This window comes from Bifidobacterium tibiigranuli (assembly GCF_022655035.1).
GTDB lineage: Bacteria > Actinomycetota > Actinomycetes > Actinomycetales > Bifidobacteriaceae > Bifidobacterium > Bifidobacterium tibiigranuli_A.
The window spans coordinates 502,613-519,413 of sequence record NZ_JALCUA010000001.1 but is presented as its reverse complement, the minus strand read 5'-3'; the positions used below and the strand labels follow the sequence as shown (position 1 = coordinate 519,413).

Below are 16,801 nucleotides of genomic sequence, written 5' to 3'. Positions count from 1 at the left end.
GACGCGCCAAGGACTACTGGGTAAAAAGGAAACACAAGACTATGGCTGCGAGCCCACGGAAAAAGAAGCTCATTGAGAACGGCATTCCATTGAGCGTAATCAATGAGCAGTCGACCCGCGAGAAATCGCTCCGTCATGGATTGCCTTCCACGATTCACCTCTATTGGGCTAGGCGACCATTGGCTACGACGAGGAGCATTCTTTTTGCCCAACTTGTTGATGATCCCGCTGCGCACCCTGACCGATTTCCAACCGAAGAAGCTCAGACCCAGGAGAGGTCTCGACTTTTTGGGCTTATGAAGCGTCTTGCTGTATGGGAGAACAGGAACGATGGCGAATTGTACCGTCAGGCGCATCAGGCGATACTTGACTCCAACGACGGCAAAGCTCCTCGAGTGTTGGATCCTTTCGCTGGCGGAGGGTCGATTCCCTTGGAAGCGCAACGGCTCGGGCTTGAATCGCATGCTTCCGATTTGAATCCCTTGGCTGTGATTATCAACAAGGCCTTGATCGAATTCCCTTCAAGGTTCTGCGGGAAGGCCGCAATCCACCCTCATACGGGAACCCTCAGTGCGTCGCACAATCGCTCCGATGGTTTGGCAGAAGATATCAGATATTACGGAACATTGTTGCGAGATAAGGCTTTTGAAAAAATCGGCGGCTTGTATCCCAAAGTCAAAGGTGACGATGGGAATGAGCATACGGTCATCGCTTGGATATGGGCGAGAACAGTAACCAATCCAAATCCAGCGAATCCAGTTCAGGTGCCGTTGGTTCGCTCATGGTGGCTTTCCAAGAAAAAGGGCCACGAGGCATGGGTGAAGCCGATTATTGAGGGCAACAGTATCCGTTACGAGGTTCAGCACAATGCTGACGGGCCAAAAGGTGATACTGAGGGAACTGTTACACGGCGGGGAGCAGTTTCGATAATAGACGGTACTCCAATCGATTTTAAATATATTAGGAGTGAAAGCTGTGCCGGTCGTCTTAGTTCGCAGTTGATTGCGGTAATTGCAGAAGGCGAGCATGGAAGGATATATTTAAATCCCTCCGATTCTCAAAGAGACGTTGCTGAATGCGAGAAGCCGGGCAACCCTCCAACTGGCAATGTATTTGATTGGCCTGGACGAATCAATGTCTATCGCTATGGAATGACACACTGGGCCGACCTGTTCACTAATCGACAGCTAGTGGCGCTGACGACGCTTGCGGATTTGGTGGGGGAAGTTCGCGATCAGGTGCTTGCCGATGCAAAGGGCGCCGGTATGCCGGATGGCGATCGCCTTGATGCCGGAGGCAACGGGGCTCAGGCGTATGCCGATGCCATCTCCGTGTATCTCGCGCTCGCGGTTAGCCGGTTGACTGATCGGTGTTCATCGATTTGTGGCTGGGATAATACTTGTGAAAAAATGCGGAACGTTTTTGCTCGACAGGCCATCCCCATGACATGGGACTATGCCGAAGTCAACCCATTTTCAACAAAATCCGGGAATCTCCTAGGGCAGGTGGAATGGGTCGCAGAGGCGGTTGAAAGCGTACCCGCGTACCCGATTAGCGAGGCACAGCAGACTGATGCTGCAACCAGAAGTTACGAGGGCGCGGTGGTTTCTACCGATCCGCCATATTACGACAACATTGGTTACTCTGATCTGTCCGATTATTTCTATGTTTGGCTACGACGGATGCTGGATGATGTGCTTCCTTCCGTGACGTCAACCATACTGACGCCCAAGGCCGAGGAACTTGTCGCCAATCCATATCGGCATGATGGCAAGGCTGGCGCTGCGGAGTTTTTTGTTGATGGATTCAACCATGTGTTCAAGCACATCAGGAATGACGCTAACCCGGACGTTCCAATGACGGTGTATTACGCCTACAAGCAGCAAGATGCGTCGAATGGGACTTCCACTGGATGGTATGCGCTGCTCGACGGACTGATTCGTTCCGGTTGGGAGATCACGGCTACTTGGCCTGTACGCAGCGAATTATCCAATAGAATGCTTGCTAGCGGCACCAACGCTCTCGCATCTTCCATCGTGTTGGCTTGCAGACCTCGCCCAGAGGATGCTCCGGTCACCACGCTGCGTGAATTCACCCGATTGCTTCGCGCTGAACTGACTTCGTCGTTGAAAACGATGATGTCCAGCGGCATTGACCCGGTGGACCTGGCGCAGGCCGCCATTGGCCCAGGCATCAGCGTTTACTCGCGCTACTCGCATATTCGCGAGGCGAATGGCTCCGACATGCCGATACAGAATGCGCTGGAAATCATCAATCGAACGCTCGACGAGGTGCTTGGCGAATCCGACACTGATTATGATCCTGATACGCGCTTCGCGGTCAAGTGGTACCAATCCTATGGTTGGAGCCCGCAAAGTTCCGGCTTAGCGGATCAGCTGGCACGTTCCACCGATACATCTCCGTCGAAGTTGGAACGCGGCGGCATCTTCAATGCCACCGGAGGTAAGGCTCATCTGTTGTCGCCAAAAGAACTGTCTGGCGTGTGGAACCCGAGCAAGGATAGCCAGATCAGCCTTTGGGAGGCAGCGGTGCGGCTTGCGGGAATTCTTCAGGAAGGCCAAGGCATCGAGTCGGTTTCGCGTGCGCTCGCGCAAGTCGAGGCGCAAGGCATCCCGGCCGAGCAAATCCGAGATCTTGGATTCCGCATGTTCCATGCAGCCGAGAAGCGTCACGATACGGAGGGCGCGTTGTTCTTCAACGGGCTGGTATCGTCTTGGGACGAGCTGACTCTTGGCGCGAGCAAAGAAACGGCAAAAATATCCGAGCAACAAGAGGACTTCCAAGGTAGTCTTGACCTTAACGACGGTGAATAGATGTCATGAACAATGACAGTTTTGCGAGGTTGACATGGCTGTGAACAATCTGGATAGAGTCGGGAACGCTTTCAAATTCCTGTCTGAAGGGCTGCAGGATCCTGTGGACGGGGTGATGACGCAGGTCTTCGACACCTCTGACTGGAATCAGGCTTGGGCCGAACAGGATGCTGCCAGGCATGGCACTTCTGTGAGAACTTATGCGAAGAACGACGTGCAAATACAGCTTCGCGCAATCACTGAGTTCGGCAGGGAATTCAACGCAACGCTGCCTCGTGCCCAACAGTCCTATGCATCCGAATTGCGTGAGACGCGCAACCAATGGGCGCATCTTCAAGCCTTCGATTCTGAACAGACCTTGCGTGCGCTGAGCACGATTGAGCTGTTGCTTGAAGCCGTTGCCGCACCCGATTCAGCGGCGGATGTGCGTAGGCTTCGCGATCAGCTGCAGCGGACGGTGTATGAGGATCACACCCGGCAGCAGACTCGCCGGAAGACGATTTCCGTTGATGCATCACAGGGGATGAAACCGTGGCGAGAGGTGATCCGACCTCACAGCGACGTGGCATCAGGTAGTTTCACAGCATCAGAATTCGCAGCAGACCTCTATCAGGTAGCTGTGACGAAGGATGCCGAACAACCGGGCAATCCATATGGGGATCCGGTTGAATTCTTTGGCCGTACATATTTGACCGAAGGCTTGAAGGATTTGCTCTCGCGCGCAATGCGACGGCTTGTGGGTGACGGGCAGGCGTCACCTGTGGTGAATCTCCAAACGAATTTCGGAGGGGGAAAGACCCATTCGCTGCTCGCACTGTACCATTTATTTGGAAAAACGCCAGTACGTGAGTTGTCCTCTGATGTACAGGATCTCGTCACCCAAAACAAGCTCGCAAAGGCGTGGGAGGCCGGGAGCATCAGGCGCGTGGCTATTGTCGGCACATACCTGAAGGCAGGGTCACCGCAAACCAAGCCAGATGGCACCGAAGTGAACACGATTTGGGGCGAGCTGGCCTGGCAGCTTGGCGGCCGTGAGGCATATGACATGGTTGCGCAGGATGACAGCAACGGCACCAACCCCGGCAGCGCACTAGACGCGTTGCTCCGTAAATACAGCCCTGCATTGATTTTGATTGACGAATGGGTCGCCTATGCGCGCGACCTTGTTGGCCGCGATGGTTTGCCCGGCGGCCCTTTCGACACGCAGTTCACCTTTGCACAGACACTCACCGAAGCCGTGTCAGCGGTTCCACACTGCATGCTGGTGGTTTCCATCCCAGCTGCCGAAAGTGGCGATTCCGTCAACGATATTGAAGTCGGCGGCAGCAATGGGCGCGCGGCACTTGAGCGGCTACGCAATGCGATTGGACGAAAGGCGGATCAGTGGCAACCTTCCACCCGAGACGAGTCTTTCGAAATAGTGCGGAAGCGCCTGTTCGAAGAACCGGATGCTCAGGCTCAGGAGCATATTGCGCTGACTGCTCGGCAGTTTGTCAATATGTATCGCAACGACCCCAAATCATATCCTTCGGAGGTGTCCCTTCCCGGACCGGACTACGAGTCTCGAATTCGTGCGTCGTATCCGTTGCATCCAGAATTGCTGGATCGACTGTATGAGGATTGGGCTGGGCTTGAAAAATTCCAGCGGACACGCGGCGTGCTTAAACTCGTTTCCTCCATCATCCACGAGCTGTGGGTCTCAAACGACGCCAGTCCGCTGATACTGCCAGGCAACGTGCCGCTTGGAGCCACGTCTGTGAATACGGATCTGACTGGCTATCTGCAAGACTCTTGGAAATCAGTCATTGATACTGATATCGATGGGGATGCCTCGAACGCAGCGTTGATTGACGCCAATACCTCGGTGCTGGGGTCGAGACATCTGACCGAACGAGTTGCGCGAACTGTTTTTCTTGGTTCAGCGCCAAGGGCTGATATGCCGACAAAGGGTATCGGCGAACAGCTGATTTGGTTGGGCGTAGCCATACCTGGTGATGTGCACGGCAATTTCGGTTCTGCTTTGAATCAATTGCAGCAAAGATCCACGTATCTGTTCTCAGAACATGGATTGTATTGGTATAGCACGCAGCCATCTATCGCCAAGACCGCGCGCGAATACGCCGAGCGTTTCCGAGAAAACCAGGATGCCGTCTTTACCGAGTTGGTGCACAGGCTAGAACCGGAATCACGCGCGTCAAATCGTGGTGACTTCCGCAGAGTGTGCGTGGCGCCTTCTGAGAATTCCGATATTCCAGACATCGATGAAGTCTCATTGGTGATTGTGCATCCGAAATGGACGATGGGCCGCAATGAGAATCTTGATTCCGACACGATGAAATGGATTCGCGCCGCCATAGAACGTCGTGGGACAGCAGCGCGTGAGAATCGGAACATGCTGATATTCCTCATCGCAGACCGCAGCGCTATGGAGTCTCTTAAGGGTACTGCCAGCGCCTATCTTGGTTGGAAGCAGGTCGAAAGCGGCGAACAGGCGTTGAATATTCCCCCGCAGCAGGCACGGCAAGTGGGCGATACCGTAGGCGAATATGATAAGAGGCTCGATGCGGCGGTGAAGTCCGCGTATTGCTGGTGCGTCTACCCGGAGGGCGGGGAAACCAGCGATTTCACCCTCGCTCAGGAGAAGATTCCGGAATCTGGCGGGGATACGCTCGCCCATCGTGTATGCACACGGCTTGGTCGTGACAATAACATCATTCCGCAGTATGCCGCCAACAACATTGGTTTTGAACTGATCGGGAAGGTGCGCCCAGCCTTCGCAGACGGCGTCCTCAGCGTGAAAACGCTTTGGTCGTTTATCACAAAGTTCCCGTACATGCCGCGGCTTCTTGACCGTACGGTGCTCGACCGGGCAATCGAAGGTGTTCCCGAACTTATTTCGTTCGACGGCGAGAAATTCGCGCTGGCAGACAGACAAGATCCGGAAAGCGGCAGACTCGTCGGACTGATCGTGCCTGGGCAAGGCGAATCGCCACGCTCAGGTTTCCGCGTAACCGATTCCACGCTTCTCGTGGATTGGGATATGGCCATGCAGCAGCTTGAGCAGGGCCGCCGTGATGCCGAGGCTCATAAACGCTCGGAATTGGAAGAAGGCGGCTTCGGAAGTCACGTGGCTTCGCTCGTGGACGCCGCATCGGGAGAGAGCGGAAACGGATCACAGTTGTCTTCCATGCCGTTCGCTGCTCACACTGGTGCTGCTCCGACAGGTGCAGCTGACTTGCCTGAACCAGAGAAAAAGACAAGATACTTTGCCAATGTCGAGCTTGAAGCCAACTCCCTGAACCACGATCTTGCACGGCTCAACGACGGAATCCTTGGGCCGCTGCTACGTTCCGGTGCCTCAATCACGCTGAACTTGGAAGTCCACGCCGAAAAGCCCGAAGGATTTACTGACTCAGAGACTCGAGCTGTAACCGAGAACGCGCACACGCTCAAGATCGAGAACTCAGGGTTTGAGGAGGAGTAGGGGGCCTGTTTTGGATTTACTGTTTCAGGTTTATGTGGTGAGCGCCGCTGATAGTTTTTATTGATAGAATTAGTACTGTCAAAATGCGAAGTTCGGTCGGCGCGTCTTAACCACTAATGGTATGAGTACGGCTAGCATTGCTCCTCAGCAAGAGATTAGAAGTGTATAATTGCGGCTAATTTGCTGTTAATGAATTTGGGAGAGTTATGAAAGCTCTGGAACTGACAATTGACTTCAGGCGTTTCAAAGGTACCCATATTCTTATTGGTAAAAGTCTTACAGCGGTTGCAGGGAACAACGGCACAGGGAAATCGACGATTCTCGGTCTATTGGCCAATTCGTCTCAGTTCCCAAAGTGTAAAACATTACTCGGTAAACCTTATCGAGGAGAGTTCTCAGAATTGTTTAAGGCATCAGCGGGCGATGACCCCTCAGGACAGCATATTGGGCTGAAATATGCTGATCACGGAAATATAAAGAATGTAACCTTCAGAACTGGATGGCAGCAAAAAGGTGAACGTTTTCGTATCATTCCGAAAAGAGAAACTGAAGATGGGAAAACGACTGAGGCAAAAATCGAGTCACCAATTATCTATCTCGGCCTATCAAGATTATATCCTGTTGGCGAAGTCCGAACTTCAATTGAAACCAGAGGCCAACGTTGGGCAAATCCGGAGGAACAAGAATGGTTTGTATCTAATTATTCACGGATCTTAAGCATGTATGATGATATTAAGTCGGTCAGTAACCTTTCTATAACTGGATTGTCTCAAAAACGTGGAACAGGTGTTCAAACCGAATCGTATGGGCCAACAGCGAACTCTGCAGGTCAGGACAATTTGGGACAAATACTTATGTCTGTGTTGTCATTTAAGCGGCTTGCCGGAGAGATGGGGACTGAGTGGGATGGCGGTTTGCTGCTTATTGATGAAATAGATGCGTCTCTACATCCTGCCGCTCAGTTGAGACTCATCAAGCTATTACTTGATGAAAGTCGTAATGTAAGCTTCCAAGTTGTTTTCACAACCCATAGCACGACGGTTCTTAAGGAACTGAGTTCAAAGAATCAACATAATGCAGCCGATTCTGCTGGTGACGTTGAAGTTGCATACCTTACTGACGCGAATGAGGCATTAGAAGCAAAACGAAATCCTAGTTGGATGACGATGGAAAACGATTTGCTGGTGACGAATTCTGCGATTGCGACACGTAAGGTTGGTGTTTTTTCAGAAGATGCCGAGGCACGCTGGTTTATCAAAGAGCTCCTAACAGCAAAGAGACCGGATTTACTACGGAAGATAGATTTGATAGAAGCGGCATTGGGCTGCGACCAAATGATTGCACTTTACAAGAGTGATTTTTCCTATTTCAGAGATCACGTTGTTGTATTTGACGGAGATGTATCTGAAAATCAGCTCAAGAAGATTCCGCCGTCGCTTCGGAAAAATGGATCAAATATTCTGAATCTTCCCGGTACTGTACTGCCGGAGAGTGTGATTTGGGATTTCCTATCGTCAACTCATCCCGAAGATGACAACGGATTGTGGCAGAGTCTTGACCGGGCAGGGGTCTCAAGACGGAGTTTGATTGAAATAGGACCAGATTCGGAACATTACAGCGGTGAAGGGTCGGAGCGAAATCGTTATAAAAGCTGGTTCCACGATTATGAGGGCATCTTTTCTGATACTCACGTCATAGAGCATTGGATTCAGAATAATCAGGCTTCTGCAGATGATTTTCTCAAGAAATTTATCAACGCATATAATTCTGTTGCTGGGAGAACGACTTCAGAAATGGTTCCCGTGGAGCTAGGGTCAGATCAAGATTAGGAAGTTGGAATTATGCCAATCACATATACGCCTTTTCGATATCCTGGCGGAAAATCCAAAATATTTCCTCTAGTTCACGACATTATTGCAGACAGTGGACTCACTGGGTGTACTTATGCGGAGGCATTCTGTGGTGGAGCAGGGCTTGCCATAAAACTATTGCTTAAGGGCGACGTCAACGAAGTCATACTCAATGATATTGATCCGTCGGTATTTAGCATGTGGGATATGGTTCTTCACCATTCTGAGGAGCTTATTGATTTCATCAAGGTGGTCCCACTCACCATCAGTGAGTGGGACCACCAGCATGACATTTTTTCCACTGAGAAAGTGCCTACTCAATATCTGGGTAAGGCTGCTTTTTACCTAAATAGGACAAATCGATCGGGCATTCTTGCTGCGGGACCCATTGGCGGCCGCGAGCAGGACGGTGAATACGGTATAAATGCCAGATTCAATAGAACAGGGCTAATTAATAAGATTCTTGCCATCTCGAAGTACAGCAGTCATATTAGATTATACAATTTGGACGCTCGACTATTCATCGAGCAGGTTCTCAACGCGGCTGAAACACCTCAAAACATTTTTGCAAATTTTGATCCACCTTATGTCCAAAAAGGTCCCAAGCTTTATGAAAATTCTCTTGTTGAATCAGACCATAGAGAGATTGCTACGGCTATAGCACAATGTAAATGTAAATGGATGGTTACTTATGATAGCAATCCACTAGTTACTGAACTATATGCAGACTTCGATCGGTATAAACTTGACATTGAATATAGTGCATACGATAAACGCTCAGCTGTTGAAATACTTGCAGCTGGACCAGATGTCGTAGTTTCGCAGTTGCAGAGAGATGATAGTTGCGAAGTTGCGGAGCCATACTGAGCTTGTGTCGGCGCTGGGCACGGCTGCTCAAGGCAGGCGTGGAGTGTGACAGTCGTACCGGACTCTTGGAGTGCTTCTGGGCAGTTCCCTGTTCCACGAAGCAAACGAACGTTGCGCGAAGGCTGCTCTGAGTGTGGGATATGGCGGGGAGTAAGCAGGATACTACTATGTGGATTCCTTCGAGCGGGTTCTGGTTGGTTGATATGGAAGCTACGATCCGCCCTATGGTATGGGGACGCAGGAACACTGATTGATTGAGACTGTCGGTGGATGTTGCATGGAAATGCCGTAGCAGTCGGGAAGCTACTTGTACAGTCGAAATCACTGAACCCGGTACGCTACGCACTCGCCAATGAAATTGTCGACGAGTCAACAATATCGTTCTTGGTAATATCACCAAAAATGGGCACCATCGGGAAAACTTGGACTGGTTATCGGCCCCGATCGGCAACGTGATATATCGGAAACCTCAATGTTGGGATATTATGTACCTATACTTTAGATATATCTCAAAGTTTATCCAATATTCTTATATTTTTGAGTATATAAATCTAAAATATAGGTATCCCATAACCACTAAATTGTGTTTTCGGCATATCAAATTATATATTGAATCAGATAGCCGTTATGTGTTTTACTGATGCTTGGAAAACAATCGGGCTACCTGCAAATGCTCTCGAAGCACGTTACTATAGTTGTCTTATCACTTCTTTTGTAGCGCAATAGCAATATATATAATTAAGAAAGGAGCGACTATGACTGTGCATTCGATGATAACCAGCACTGTGCGCATGGACGCGACGCTCAAACAAGAGGCGCAGGAAAGACTGAAGGCGTTGGGTATGAATTTCAATACTTTTGTCGTAATAGCGACACATCAGCTCGTGGCGCAGAACCGCATCCTCTTCGACCTTGACGTACCGAATAAGCTATCTCCTCAGCCCAAGCATGGGCAAGGAATCACAAACGTAACGATGGATACGACAGAGTCGACGATCCGATGAAGGCGTTGAACGCGCAAATACAGCGGTCTCATTGAATTTCCCTCTCTCGGACGGCAAAGTAGATATCATGTGTTCTATCTGCTGCACTCAACCAACCCGATCATTCGCCTTGTGCGAGTAGGGTCGCATAAAGACCTGTTCCAATAGTGATTTGCACTCGCGACTCAGGCAGTTTTCTGACCAATATAGTAGCGTTAGTTGCTTTGTAGATCCCCATCGTCTTACGGGACTGATGGGGTTCATTTTCTTTTCGACAAGGGTGCTGGCGTGCTGAATTTTTCAGAGATCATTACGCGTGCCGGAGCTGCGTTTCGTGGTTTTGCTGATGCTTGGGAACAGCAGAAGTTGGGTGAACTTGTCAGCTATCTGGACTTTCGCATAGATGGGCGACGGCCCATGCCAATTTATTGAGGTCAAGGACGTTGATAGGACTGATGCAATTTCTGTAAAGATAAAGATTGATGTTGCTACGAAAACGACAACCTAAAGTGGTGTTGGGAACAGAATATATATAGGCGGTTTTATTATAGAAGCGCACATTCTTGAGGTGGCTACAGCAGCAATGAGGCAACACTGCTTGCTCAACGGAGAGAGGGATAGGAACGATGGGTAAAAGAGGCAAAAATATAAACTTATTTTTGATGGACGGCGAACCGAGCGGACGTATTAAATGTACCCTTGCCAATTGGACTGGAATCACCTATAAAATCCCGCGCACAGAGTTGGATAAATGCAAGGGACGTGACGACTTTTCGCAGAGCGGCGTTTATTTTCTTTTCGGCACATCCGACCAGACCGGCAAACCCGTCGTTTACGTCGGTCAAGCCGGGGTGCGCAAGAACGGCGAGGGCATACTCTATCGTCTGCAAGAGCATAAACGCAATCCAGATAAGGACTATTGGACTGAAGCTGTCGTTTTTACTACATCCAATAATTCTTTCGGTCCCACTGAGATAAGCTATCTTGAAAACCGTTTCACGAACTTGGCGCTCAATGCGAAGCGATATCAGGTTCAGAACAGCAACGACCCGACGCAGGGCAATGTCACCGAAGAGAAAGAAAGCGAGTTGGAGGAGTTCACTGACTACGCAAAGATAGTCATGGGAGCGTTAGGCCACAAAGTATTCGAACCGTTGACACAATATGCAGCCGTCTCCGCAACGCCGGTATCGTCCACAGACGAATCTACACAAATATTCTCCATTAAACGGAGCGAGGCGAATGCGCGGGCACGTCTGACGAGCGAGGGAGTTGTGGTACTGGCCGGGAGTTCCATTCGCAAGGATACTGTTCCGAGCTGTCCCAATTTCGCCAAAACTTCGCGCGAGGATAACAAGGAAGATATAGACGAAAATTGTGTGCTGCAAAAGGACATTCTTTTCAAAACCCCGTCCGGTGCCTCGTCATTTGTGCTTGGGGCACCTACCAATGGCAATATTGAATGGAAAACTGAAGACGGCAAGACTCTTAAAGAAATGGAGGCAACCGAAGCTGCAGAGTAATAATAATGAAGACAGTCAATGTCCTAGTCAAGGCTTCGGCTGGAATTGGGATAGTATCCGCGATATAGCCAAGTTGCGTATCGAACTATAGAGTAATTTAGCGGCATAAAGTACCCAGTTATCCACATATCCACATTTTCCACGAGGCGAGTTGCGCCTGTTTCACCTAGCTGTCACCGTTGATGCACGAGGCGCGCACTGGGCGGCGCCGACGACACGATGAATCGGCAATGGCGACGAATCGGGAATGTGGAGGGTGACGATGACTGGGTATTCTGTGGACGCAATGGAATTTCTTCAGACCGTCAATCAATTGGAGCGGCGCTTTGAGGAGGTGACTTCGCCGGGGGCGTTACGCAAGGCTATGGCAGAGCCGGAATCATACGATCCGGTGGATCATCGGCTCTACGTGTTGGCGCATGACGTATTCGCCGATACGGGCTGGGCGATGACAATTTTGATGGCGGCGGCCTCCTTCGACGGTGCACTTGTCGGGCAGTGCAAGGAGTTCATTCAGGGCTGCTCTTCCGTAGTGCGCATGCACGGGATCAATGTTTGGCTTTATGGGCTGGTCAACGGCTCCACGGTGGCTATGTTCACTGGCGAGCCTTCGGAGAACACGCCGATGTGCATCCAGACGCTCCACCGCAGCGAACTGGTCAAACGCTGTCGCCTTAAAGGCCCGAAACGGTTCGGGGCAAAGCGCAACCAGCAGAAGGTGATCAGGGAGCATTGCCGTCAGATGCACAAGCTCGCGGCGTATGCGCTGATGCGCTGGGGCGATGGCAGCGATCCATGCATCGACACGGCCTTGATGCTGCTGCATGAGCCCGCCATCGGCATGTGCATGTTGCACGAGGATCCCAAGGTGCTGAAAGTGGGTGCCGCGCCGGACATGAATTTCCGGCGGGTGGTGGCGGCTTTGGCGGAACTCCGGGCTCGGGCGGATGAGGAGTTTGTGCGTGAATCGTCTGCTGGATTAGAAAGTGGGGCGAAGGCTGTGCTGGAAGTTGTGTCGAAGGCTAGGCCGAAAGCTGGATTGAAGACTGAACAGGAAACCGCGCCAGATCACGCCGACTATTACAAGGATCCGGCATATGCTCAGGCCAGTGCTCGCTATCTCTATGACGCACGGCATCTGATTTCGGGATACCGCGAGCTGTGGGACCGCACTACGCCTGACGCCGCCAAAGTGCTGGTGGCGATTGAACAAGGGGAGGAGGGTGGAGAGAAGTATGACGCAGGAGCAGCATCTGACGACGACTCGGTGTGGCACAATGTGGTGCATTTGCGCGAAGTATCCTGGTCGCTGCTGGGTGCGGACAATGCGTGTGAGCTGATTGAGGTGTTCAATGAGCGCGACGTCGCACGTTTCGACCAAGGCGTGGCGCTGCTTGAAAGCATGGCGGAAATCGTCGAGATGGAAGGCTTGCCGATGCTGCCCATAGTCATGCTCGACGAACAGGGTGGATATATGGGGAAACAACCGGGCGGATCGGCGAAAAGTGCTGACGGTACGCGGCGGAAAGCCTCCGAAATCGGTGAATTCCTCGCGGGGATAGTGCTTGCGCGTTTTCCGCGCGGTGACGTAGCGAAGCAGTGCGCGTTGGCGTTGCTTGATGGCGAGATTGTCCAGTATGCGAAAGCGCTGCGACCGATGCTGCGAGATGATATCGAGGAGGTGGCGTCAGCGCATACGTGAGGCTGCTATTACATGGCGGCGGTCGCTAAGGCGTTGCTGTATTCGCTGCTTTCTTCGGAAGGCTGTGCGGGAGCCTGCGCGGAAGTTTGTATGGAAGCGTTGACCATGCTTTCGGCGATATTTCGGCGATATCGTATCTATGATTCTGTCTATCATAGAGGCAGAAGCAGAGCTCATTGAAACAATGCCGATATGAAGAGGCTGACGGTATATCAACGTTAACAACTGTAAAACCGCAGTCGCCCACGCAAAGGAAGTTCCGCATCATGACGCAACTCGCCACCAACGATTTCACCGCGATACTCGAAGGACGACGGTCCATCCGCAAATATGACCCCAAGGTCAAGATATCGCATGAGGAGATGCTTGCGATGCTCGATGAGGCGGCCAAGGCGCCGTCGTCGGTGAATATGCAGCCGTGGCGGTTTCTCATCGTGGAATCGGACGAGGGCAAGGCGACGCTTGCCCCGCTCCTGCAGTTCAACAGGCGGCAGAACAAGACCTCGTCGGCGATGATCGTGGTGTTCGGTGACATGCACTGCTACGAATACGCGGACCGGATATACGGCGAGGCGGCCAAGCGGGGCATCATGCCCAGCTTGATGGCGAAGGCCCAGCTGACGGTGGCCGCCTCCGCATACAAAAAATTCAGCCGCAGCAGGATGAACGACATCGTCAAAATCGATTCCAGCCTGTTCGCCATGCAGTTCATGCTCGTCGCGCGCTCGCACGGCTACGACACCAATCCCATCGGCGGCTTTGACCAGGACAAGATTGCCGAAGCCTTCGATTTGGATGCCGATCGCTATGTGCCGGTGCTGATCATGTCGATTGGCAAGGCCGCCACCGAAGGCCACGAATCCGTCCGCCTGCCAGCAGAAGACCTCGTGTGGTGGCGGTGAATTCACCCCATTCCCTTACTTCTTCCCATGCCTCGCCGCAATAAACGCCCCAAGCACAATTTGCGCGAGGCCTCGTTCTTGGGAATGCCATATACCCGCGCGAGGGCGTTAATCTGGGCGATTTCGATTGGGCCGAGTATCGCAGCGTCGGGGAAAGGAATCGGTACAGCGCCCGTCACCGCGCCGCTGGTCGTAGCCGCTGACACGACGCTCTGGGCGAGCACGCGCTTGCGATAGGGCTTGAAGTGCGCGATATCCTTGTCGACGGCCCGCAATCCCTCCGGCAGTAGGTCGTTGATCGCGTCAATCAGTTCCGTTATGCCCTCGGGCGCGACGTAGAAGTCCTCGATTGCGGCAAGGTCACCAGACTCATGCAAGGCAGCTATGCGGCGCTCGCTCACGCCAAGTTCGTGCATGGCTTCGCGCTGCGTGAGCAAAGTGTTTAACGTTCTGATCGGCATGCATCCAGCACATACACAATTATTCGATTATATGAATAGTTTTGTACATGCTGTAGGTTGCTGTAGACGATAATTAAAGCCGTGGATTTCTACCGCACAACCACTACTGCACCAAGGCGCTGATGTCGCGCACATCCGCAAGATGCCGGATCATCGCATGCCTTGCCTGCTCGGGGTCACGCGCCTTCACTGCTTCTTCGATGAGCTGGTGACCGATAAGCGATATTCGCCTGCCCGCAGCCGTCTGATGGGAACGTTCGCGCACATGTTCGGTGCATTTGAAGGAGAACTGCAGCACCGTGAGCAGCATGGAGTTGCCCGTGGCATGGGCAAGCAGCAGGTGGAAGCGAATGTCGAGCTGCAAGGAGCGTTCCGGGCTGATGCCCTCGTCGGCTTCCTGGTCGATGGTGCTGCTCAGAGCGGCAAGGTCAATAGGCCGTGCCCGTTGCGCGGCGAGCGCGGCGATTTGCGGCTCCACGGATTCGCGCAGTTCGATGGCATTGCGCAGGTCGGTGTCGGTGGCCTTCATCAAAGCGGCCAGCCGTCGCGTATTCGACATGGGATCGAGCACGGTGCTGCCGCGCCCTTGGACCCGTTCAATGAGATGCTTGGATTCAAGCTCGGAGAGCGCCTCGCGGATGGAAGCGCGCGACACCTTGAATTGCGCGGCGAGTTGCCGCTCGGACGGCAGCCTCGTGCCGGGCTTCAAAGTGCCGGTCATGATGAGCTGTTCAACGTGATCGGCGATCTGCGCACTGATGCTGCGGCTGGTGAGCTTCAGTGGTGGTATGGAACCACCACTAGAATCCGCCGCTGACTGATTCTCGGGGGGGGGGGTAATAGATGCCTGCATACTGTGATATTGGCATGATGGCCGTACCAATTTTGCTAGGAGCTGCCAATTGGTATGTCGCATATTTCCCGTGAGTTAAAAGTGCGTAACCGTTGATGTCCGCGACGAAAACAGACATGTTGCCCCCTTATTCTTGCCTCGTCGCGCACAGCGGCCAGGTCGGGAAGGATACGCATGGTGATGAGAGATGCAGCGGATAGCCAGTCCTTTGCCGCATCTTCGCGCTTGTCAAAAGCCTTTATGCGAGATGACCGTGGTCAGCGCTGCGGAACAGACGGCAGCAGATGCAACTGACTGCGCGGCAACCGGCCAAGCAACGAACCAGAATAAGAGTAAGGACACGCTATGAATAGAAATATGCTGAAAAAGACGGTCGCAGGAGTGGCCGCAGCGGCGATCGCCCTTGTCGCAGCCGCAGGATTGGCGGGCTGCAGCACGGGGGAGCCTGACCACAGCTCGGCTGCTGATAACACTGCGTCCAAGTCGATTCGCGTGGCCACGCAACGCCAGCCCCATCTGTTTGCGGCCTATGAATGGTCGAAATACGTCCCCAAGGGCTACAGCGTGCAGGTTGTGCCTATGGATAACTCGAATGATGAGAAGGATGCGCTGCTAACTGGCGATGTTGATTTCGCGCTGATGGGCGTGCCCACGGTCATCTCGCAGGCGGCCCAGGGCGGCGGCATCAAGATCATTGCTGGTGGTGCAGACGGCGGCTCTGGACTCATGGCGAAGAAGGACATTACCTCTGTCGAGCAGCTCAAGGGCAAGAAGATCGGCTATGTCCCCAACTCCTCGCAGGAGATGGCGCTTCGGCTGTTGCTCAAATCCGCAGGCCTCAATCCTGACTCGGATGTGTCATTAGTCAACATCGGCTATTCGGAGATGTCCGATGCGCTTGCGCGTGGTGATATCGACGCTTTCGCCGGTGCTGAGATGGGCGTCTCGTTGACTAAGATCGCAGGGGCGAGCGAGATTCCGTCGATTTACAACACCGATATCGGCAAGGTGAATATTGCGCTGGCTGCCAGTGACAAAGTCATCAAGGGCAATCCGGATATGGTGAAGGTCGCCATTGCCGCCCACAAGAAGGCAACTGAGGCTCTCAGTTCTGATAAGGCGATGTGGAAGCAAGCCGTGATGAAGCAGTTTACCTTCGATTCCGCCGCCCTTGACAAGGCGCTCGACAATATGTGGCTGCACTGGGATTTGAGCGATACCTACCAGAAGCAGTGCGGTGAGCTCGCCAAGCAAATGGTGGCGATATCGTCCATAAAGAAGGCTCCGGCCGCCTCGGAGTATATCGACGATCAGTTCGTCAAATAACCGCGTGCAGCGCTGA

At 52.6% G+C, this 16,801-nt stretch carries 11 protein-coding genes; 9 read left to right on the top strand and 2 right to left on the bottom strand.

Annotated features, from left to right (window positions below; genetic code table 11):
- Nucleotides 1–41: 41 nt before the first annotated feature.
- From LKK40_RS02105 to LKK40_RS02070, 8 genes are all read left to right on the top strand, one after another.
- Nucleotides 42–2,834, top strand: coding sequence for a DUF1156 domain-containing protein (locus LKK40_RS02105; RefSeq protein WP_304308772.1), 2,793 nt, complete (start codon nt 42–44; stop codon nt 2,832–2,834).
- A gap of 34 nt (nt 2,835–2,868) precedes the next feature.
- Nucleotides 2,869–6,318 (top strand): DUF499 domain-containing protein, encoded by a 3,450-nt coding sequence (locus tag LKK40_RS02100; protein ID WP_304308770.1) that lies wholly within the window; start codon nt 2,869–2,871, stop codon nt 6,316–6,318.
- A 206-nt stretch (nt 6,319–6,524) separates the two neighbouring features.
- Complete coding sequence (locus LKK40_RS02095; RefSeq protein ID WP_304308768.1) at nt 6,525–8,147, top strand: ATP-dependent nuclease; 1,623 nt, start codon at nt 6,525–6,527, stop codon at nt 8,145–8,147.
- 12 nt (nt 8,148–8,159) lie between these two features.
- Nucleotides 8,160–9,035, top strand: coding sequence for a DNA adenine methylase (locus tag LKK40_RS02090; RefSeq protein ID WP_304308766.1), 876 nt, complete (start codon nt 8,160–8,162; stop codon nt 9,033–9,035).
- A 755-nt stretch (nt 9,036–9,790) separates the two neighbouring features.
- Complete coding sequence (locus tag LKK40_RS02085) at nt 9,791–10,039, top strand: hypothetical protein (RefSeq protein ID WP_304308764.1); 249 nt, start codon at nt 9,791–9,793, stop codon at nt 10,037–10,039.
- A gap of 605 nt (nt 10,040–10,644) precedes the next feature.
- Nucleotides 10,645–11,541: a GIY-YIG nuclease family protein gene (locus LKK40_RS02080; protein ID WP_304308762.1), complete on the top strand. Its 897-nt coding sequence runs from the start codon at nt 10,645–10,647 to the stop codon at nt 11,539–11,541.
- A 262-nt stretch (nt 11,542–11,803) separates the two neighbouring features.
- Complete coding sequence (locus LKK40_RS02075; protein WP_304308761.1) at nt 11,804–13,243, top strand: hypothetical protein; 1,440 nt, start codon at nt 11,804–11,806, stop codon at nt 13,241–13,243.
- 266 nt (nt 13,244–13,509) lie between these two features.
- Nucleotides 13,510–14,145 (top strand): nitroreductase family protein, encoded by a 636-nt coding sequence (locus LKK40_RS02070; RefSeq protein ID WP_304308760.1) that lies wholly within the window; start codon nt 13,510–13,512, stop codon nt 14,143–14,145.
- A 2-nt stretch (nt 14,146–14,147) separates the two neighbouring features.
- Here LKK40_RS02070 and LKK40_RS02065 read toward each other — a convergent pair whose 3' ends face one another.
- Nucleotides 14,148–14,606 (bottom strand): hypothetical protein, encoded by a 459-nt coding sequence (locus LKK40_RS02065; RefSeq protein WP_304308759.1) that lies wholly within the window; start codon nt 14,604–14,606, stop codon nt 14,148–14,150.
- Between the two features lie 103 nt (nt 14,607–14,709).
- On the bottom strand, nt 14,710–15,459 hold the full coding sequence (locus tag LKK40_RS02060) for a FadR/GntR family transcriptional regulator (protein WP_304308758.1): 750 nt from the start codon (nt 15,457–15,459) through the stop codon (nt 14,710–14,712).
- A 345-nt stretch (nt 15,460–15,804) separates the two neighbouring features.
- Here LKK40_RS02060 and LKK40_RS02055 point away from each other — a divergent pair, with 345 nt between their 5' ends.
- Nucleotides 15,805–16,785 carry an ABC transporter substrate-binding protein gene (locus LKK40_RS02055; protein ID WP_304308757.1) on the top strand — a complete coding sequence of 327 codons (981 nt, stop codon included), beginning with the start codon at nt 15,805–15,807 and terminating at the stop codon, nt 16,783–16,785.
- The last annotated feature ends 16 nt before the right edge of the window (nt 16,786–16,801 follow it).

Bases quoted from the DNA above. Each gene is read 5' to 3' on its own strand.
- LKK40_RS02105 (WP_304308772.1), top strand. From the start codon at position 42: ATGGCTGCGAGCCCACGGAAAAAGAAGCTCATTGAGAACGGCATTCCA.
- LKK40_RS02085 (WP_304308764.1), top strand. From the start codon at position 9,791: ATGACTGTGCATTCGATGATAACCAGCACTGTGCGCATGGACGCGACG.
- LKK40_RS02080 (WP_304308762.1), top strand. From the start codon at position 10,645: ATGGGTAAAAGAGGCAAAAATATAAACTTATTTTTGATGGACGGCGAA.
- LKK40_RS02090 (WP_304308766.1), top strand. From the start codon at position 8,160: ATGCCAATCACATATACGCCTTTTCGATATCCTGGCGGAAAATCCAAA.
- LKK40_RS02065 (WP_304308759.1), bottom strand. From the start codon at position 14,606: ATGCCGATCAGAACGTTAAACACTTTGCTCACGCAGCGCGAAGCCATG.
- LKK40_RS02070 (WP_304308760.1), top strand. From the start codon at position 13,510: ATGACGCAACTCGCCACCAACGATTTCACCGCGATACTCGAAGGACGA.
- LKK40_RS02095 (WP_304308768.1), top strand. From the start codon at position 6,525: ATGAAAGCTCTGGAACTGACAATTGACTTCAGGCGTTTCAAAGGTACC.
- LKK40_RS02055 (WP_304308757.1), top strand. From the start codon at position 15,805: ATGAATAGAAATATGCTGAAAAAGACGGTCGCAGGAGTGGCCGCAGCG.
- LKK40_RS02060 (WP_304308758.1), bottom strand. From the start codon at position 15,459: ATGCAGGCATCTATTACCCCCCCCCCCGAGAATCAGTCAGCGGCGGAT.
- LKK40_RS02075 (WP_304308761.1), top strand. From the start codon at position 11,804: ATGACTGGGTATTCTGTGGACGCAATGGAATTTCTTCAGACCGTCAAT.
- LKK40_RS02100 (WP_304308770.1), top strand. From the start codon at position 2,869: ATGGCTGTGAACAATCTGGATAGAGTCGGGAACGCTTTCAAATTCCTG.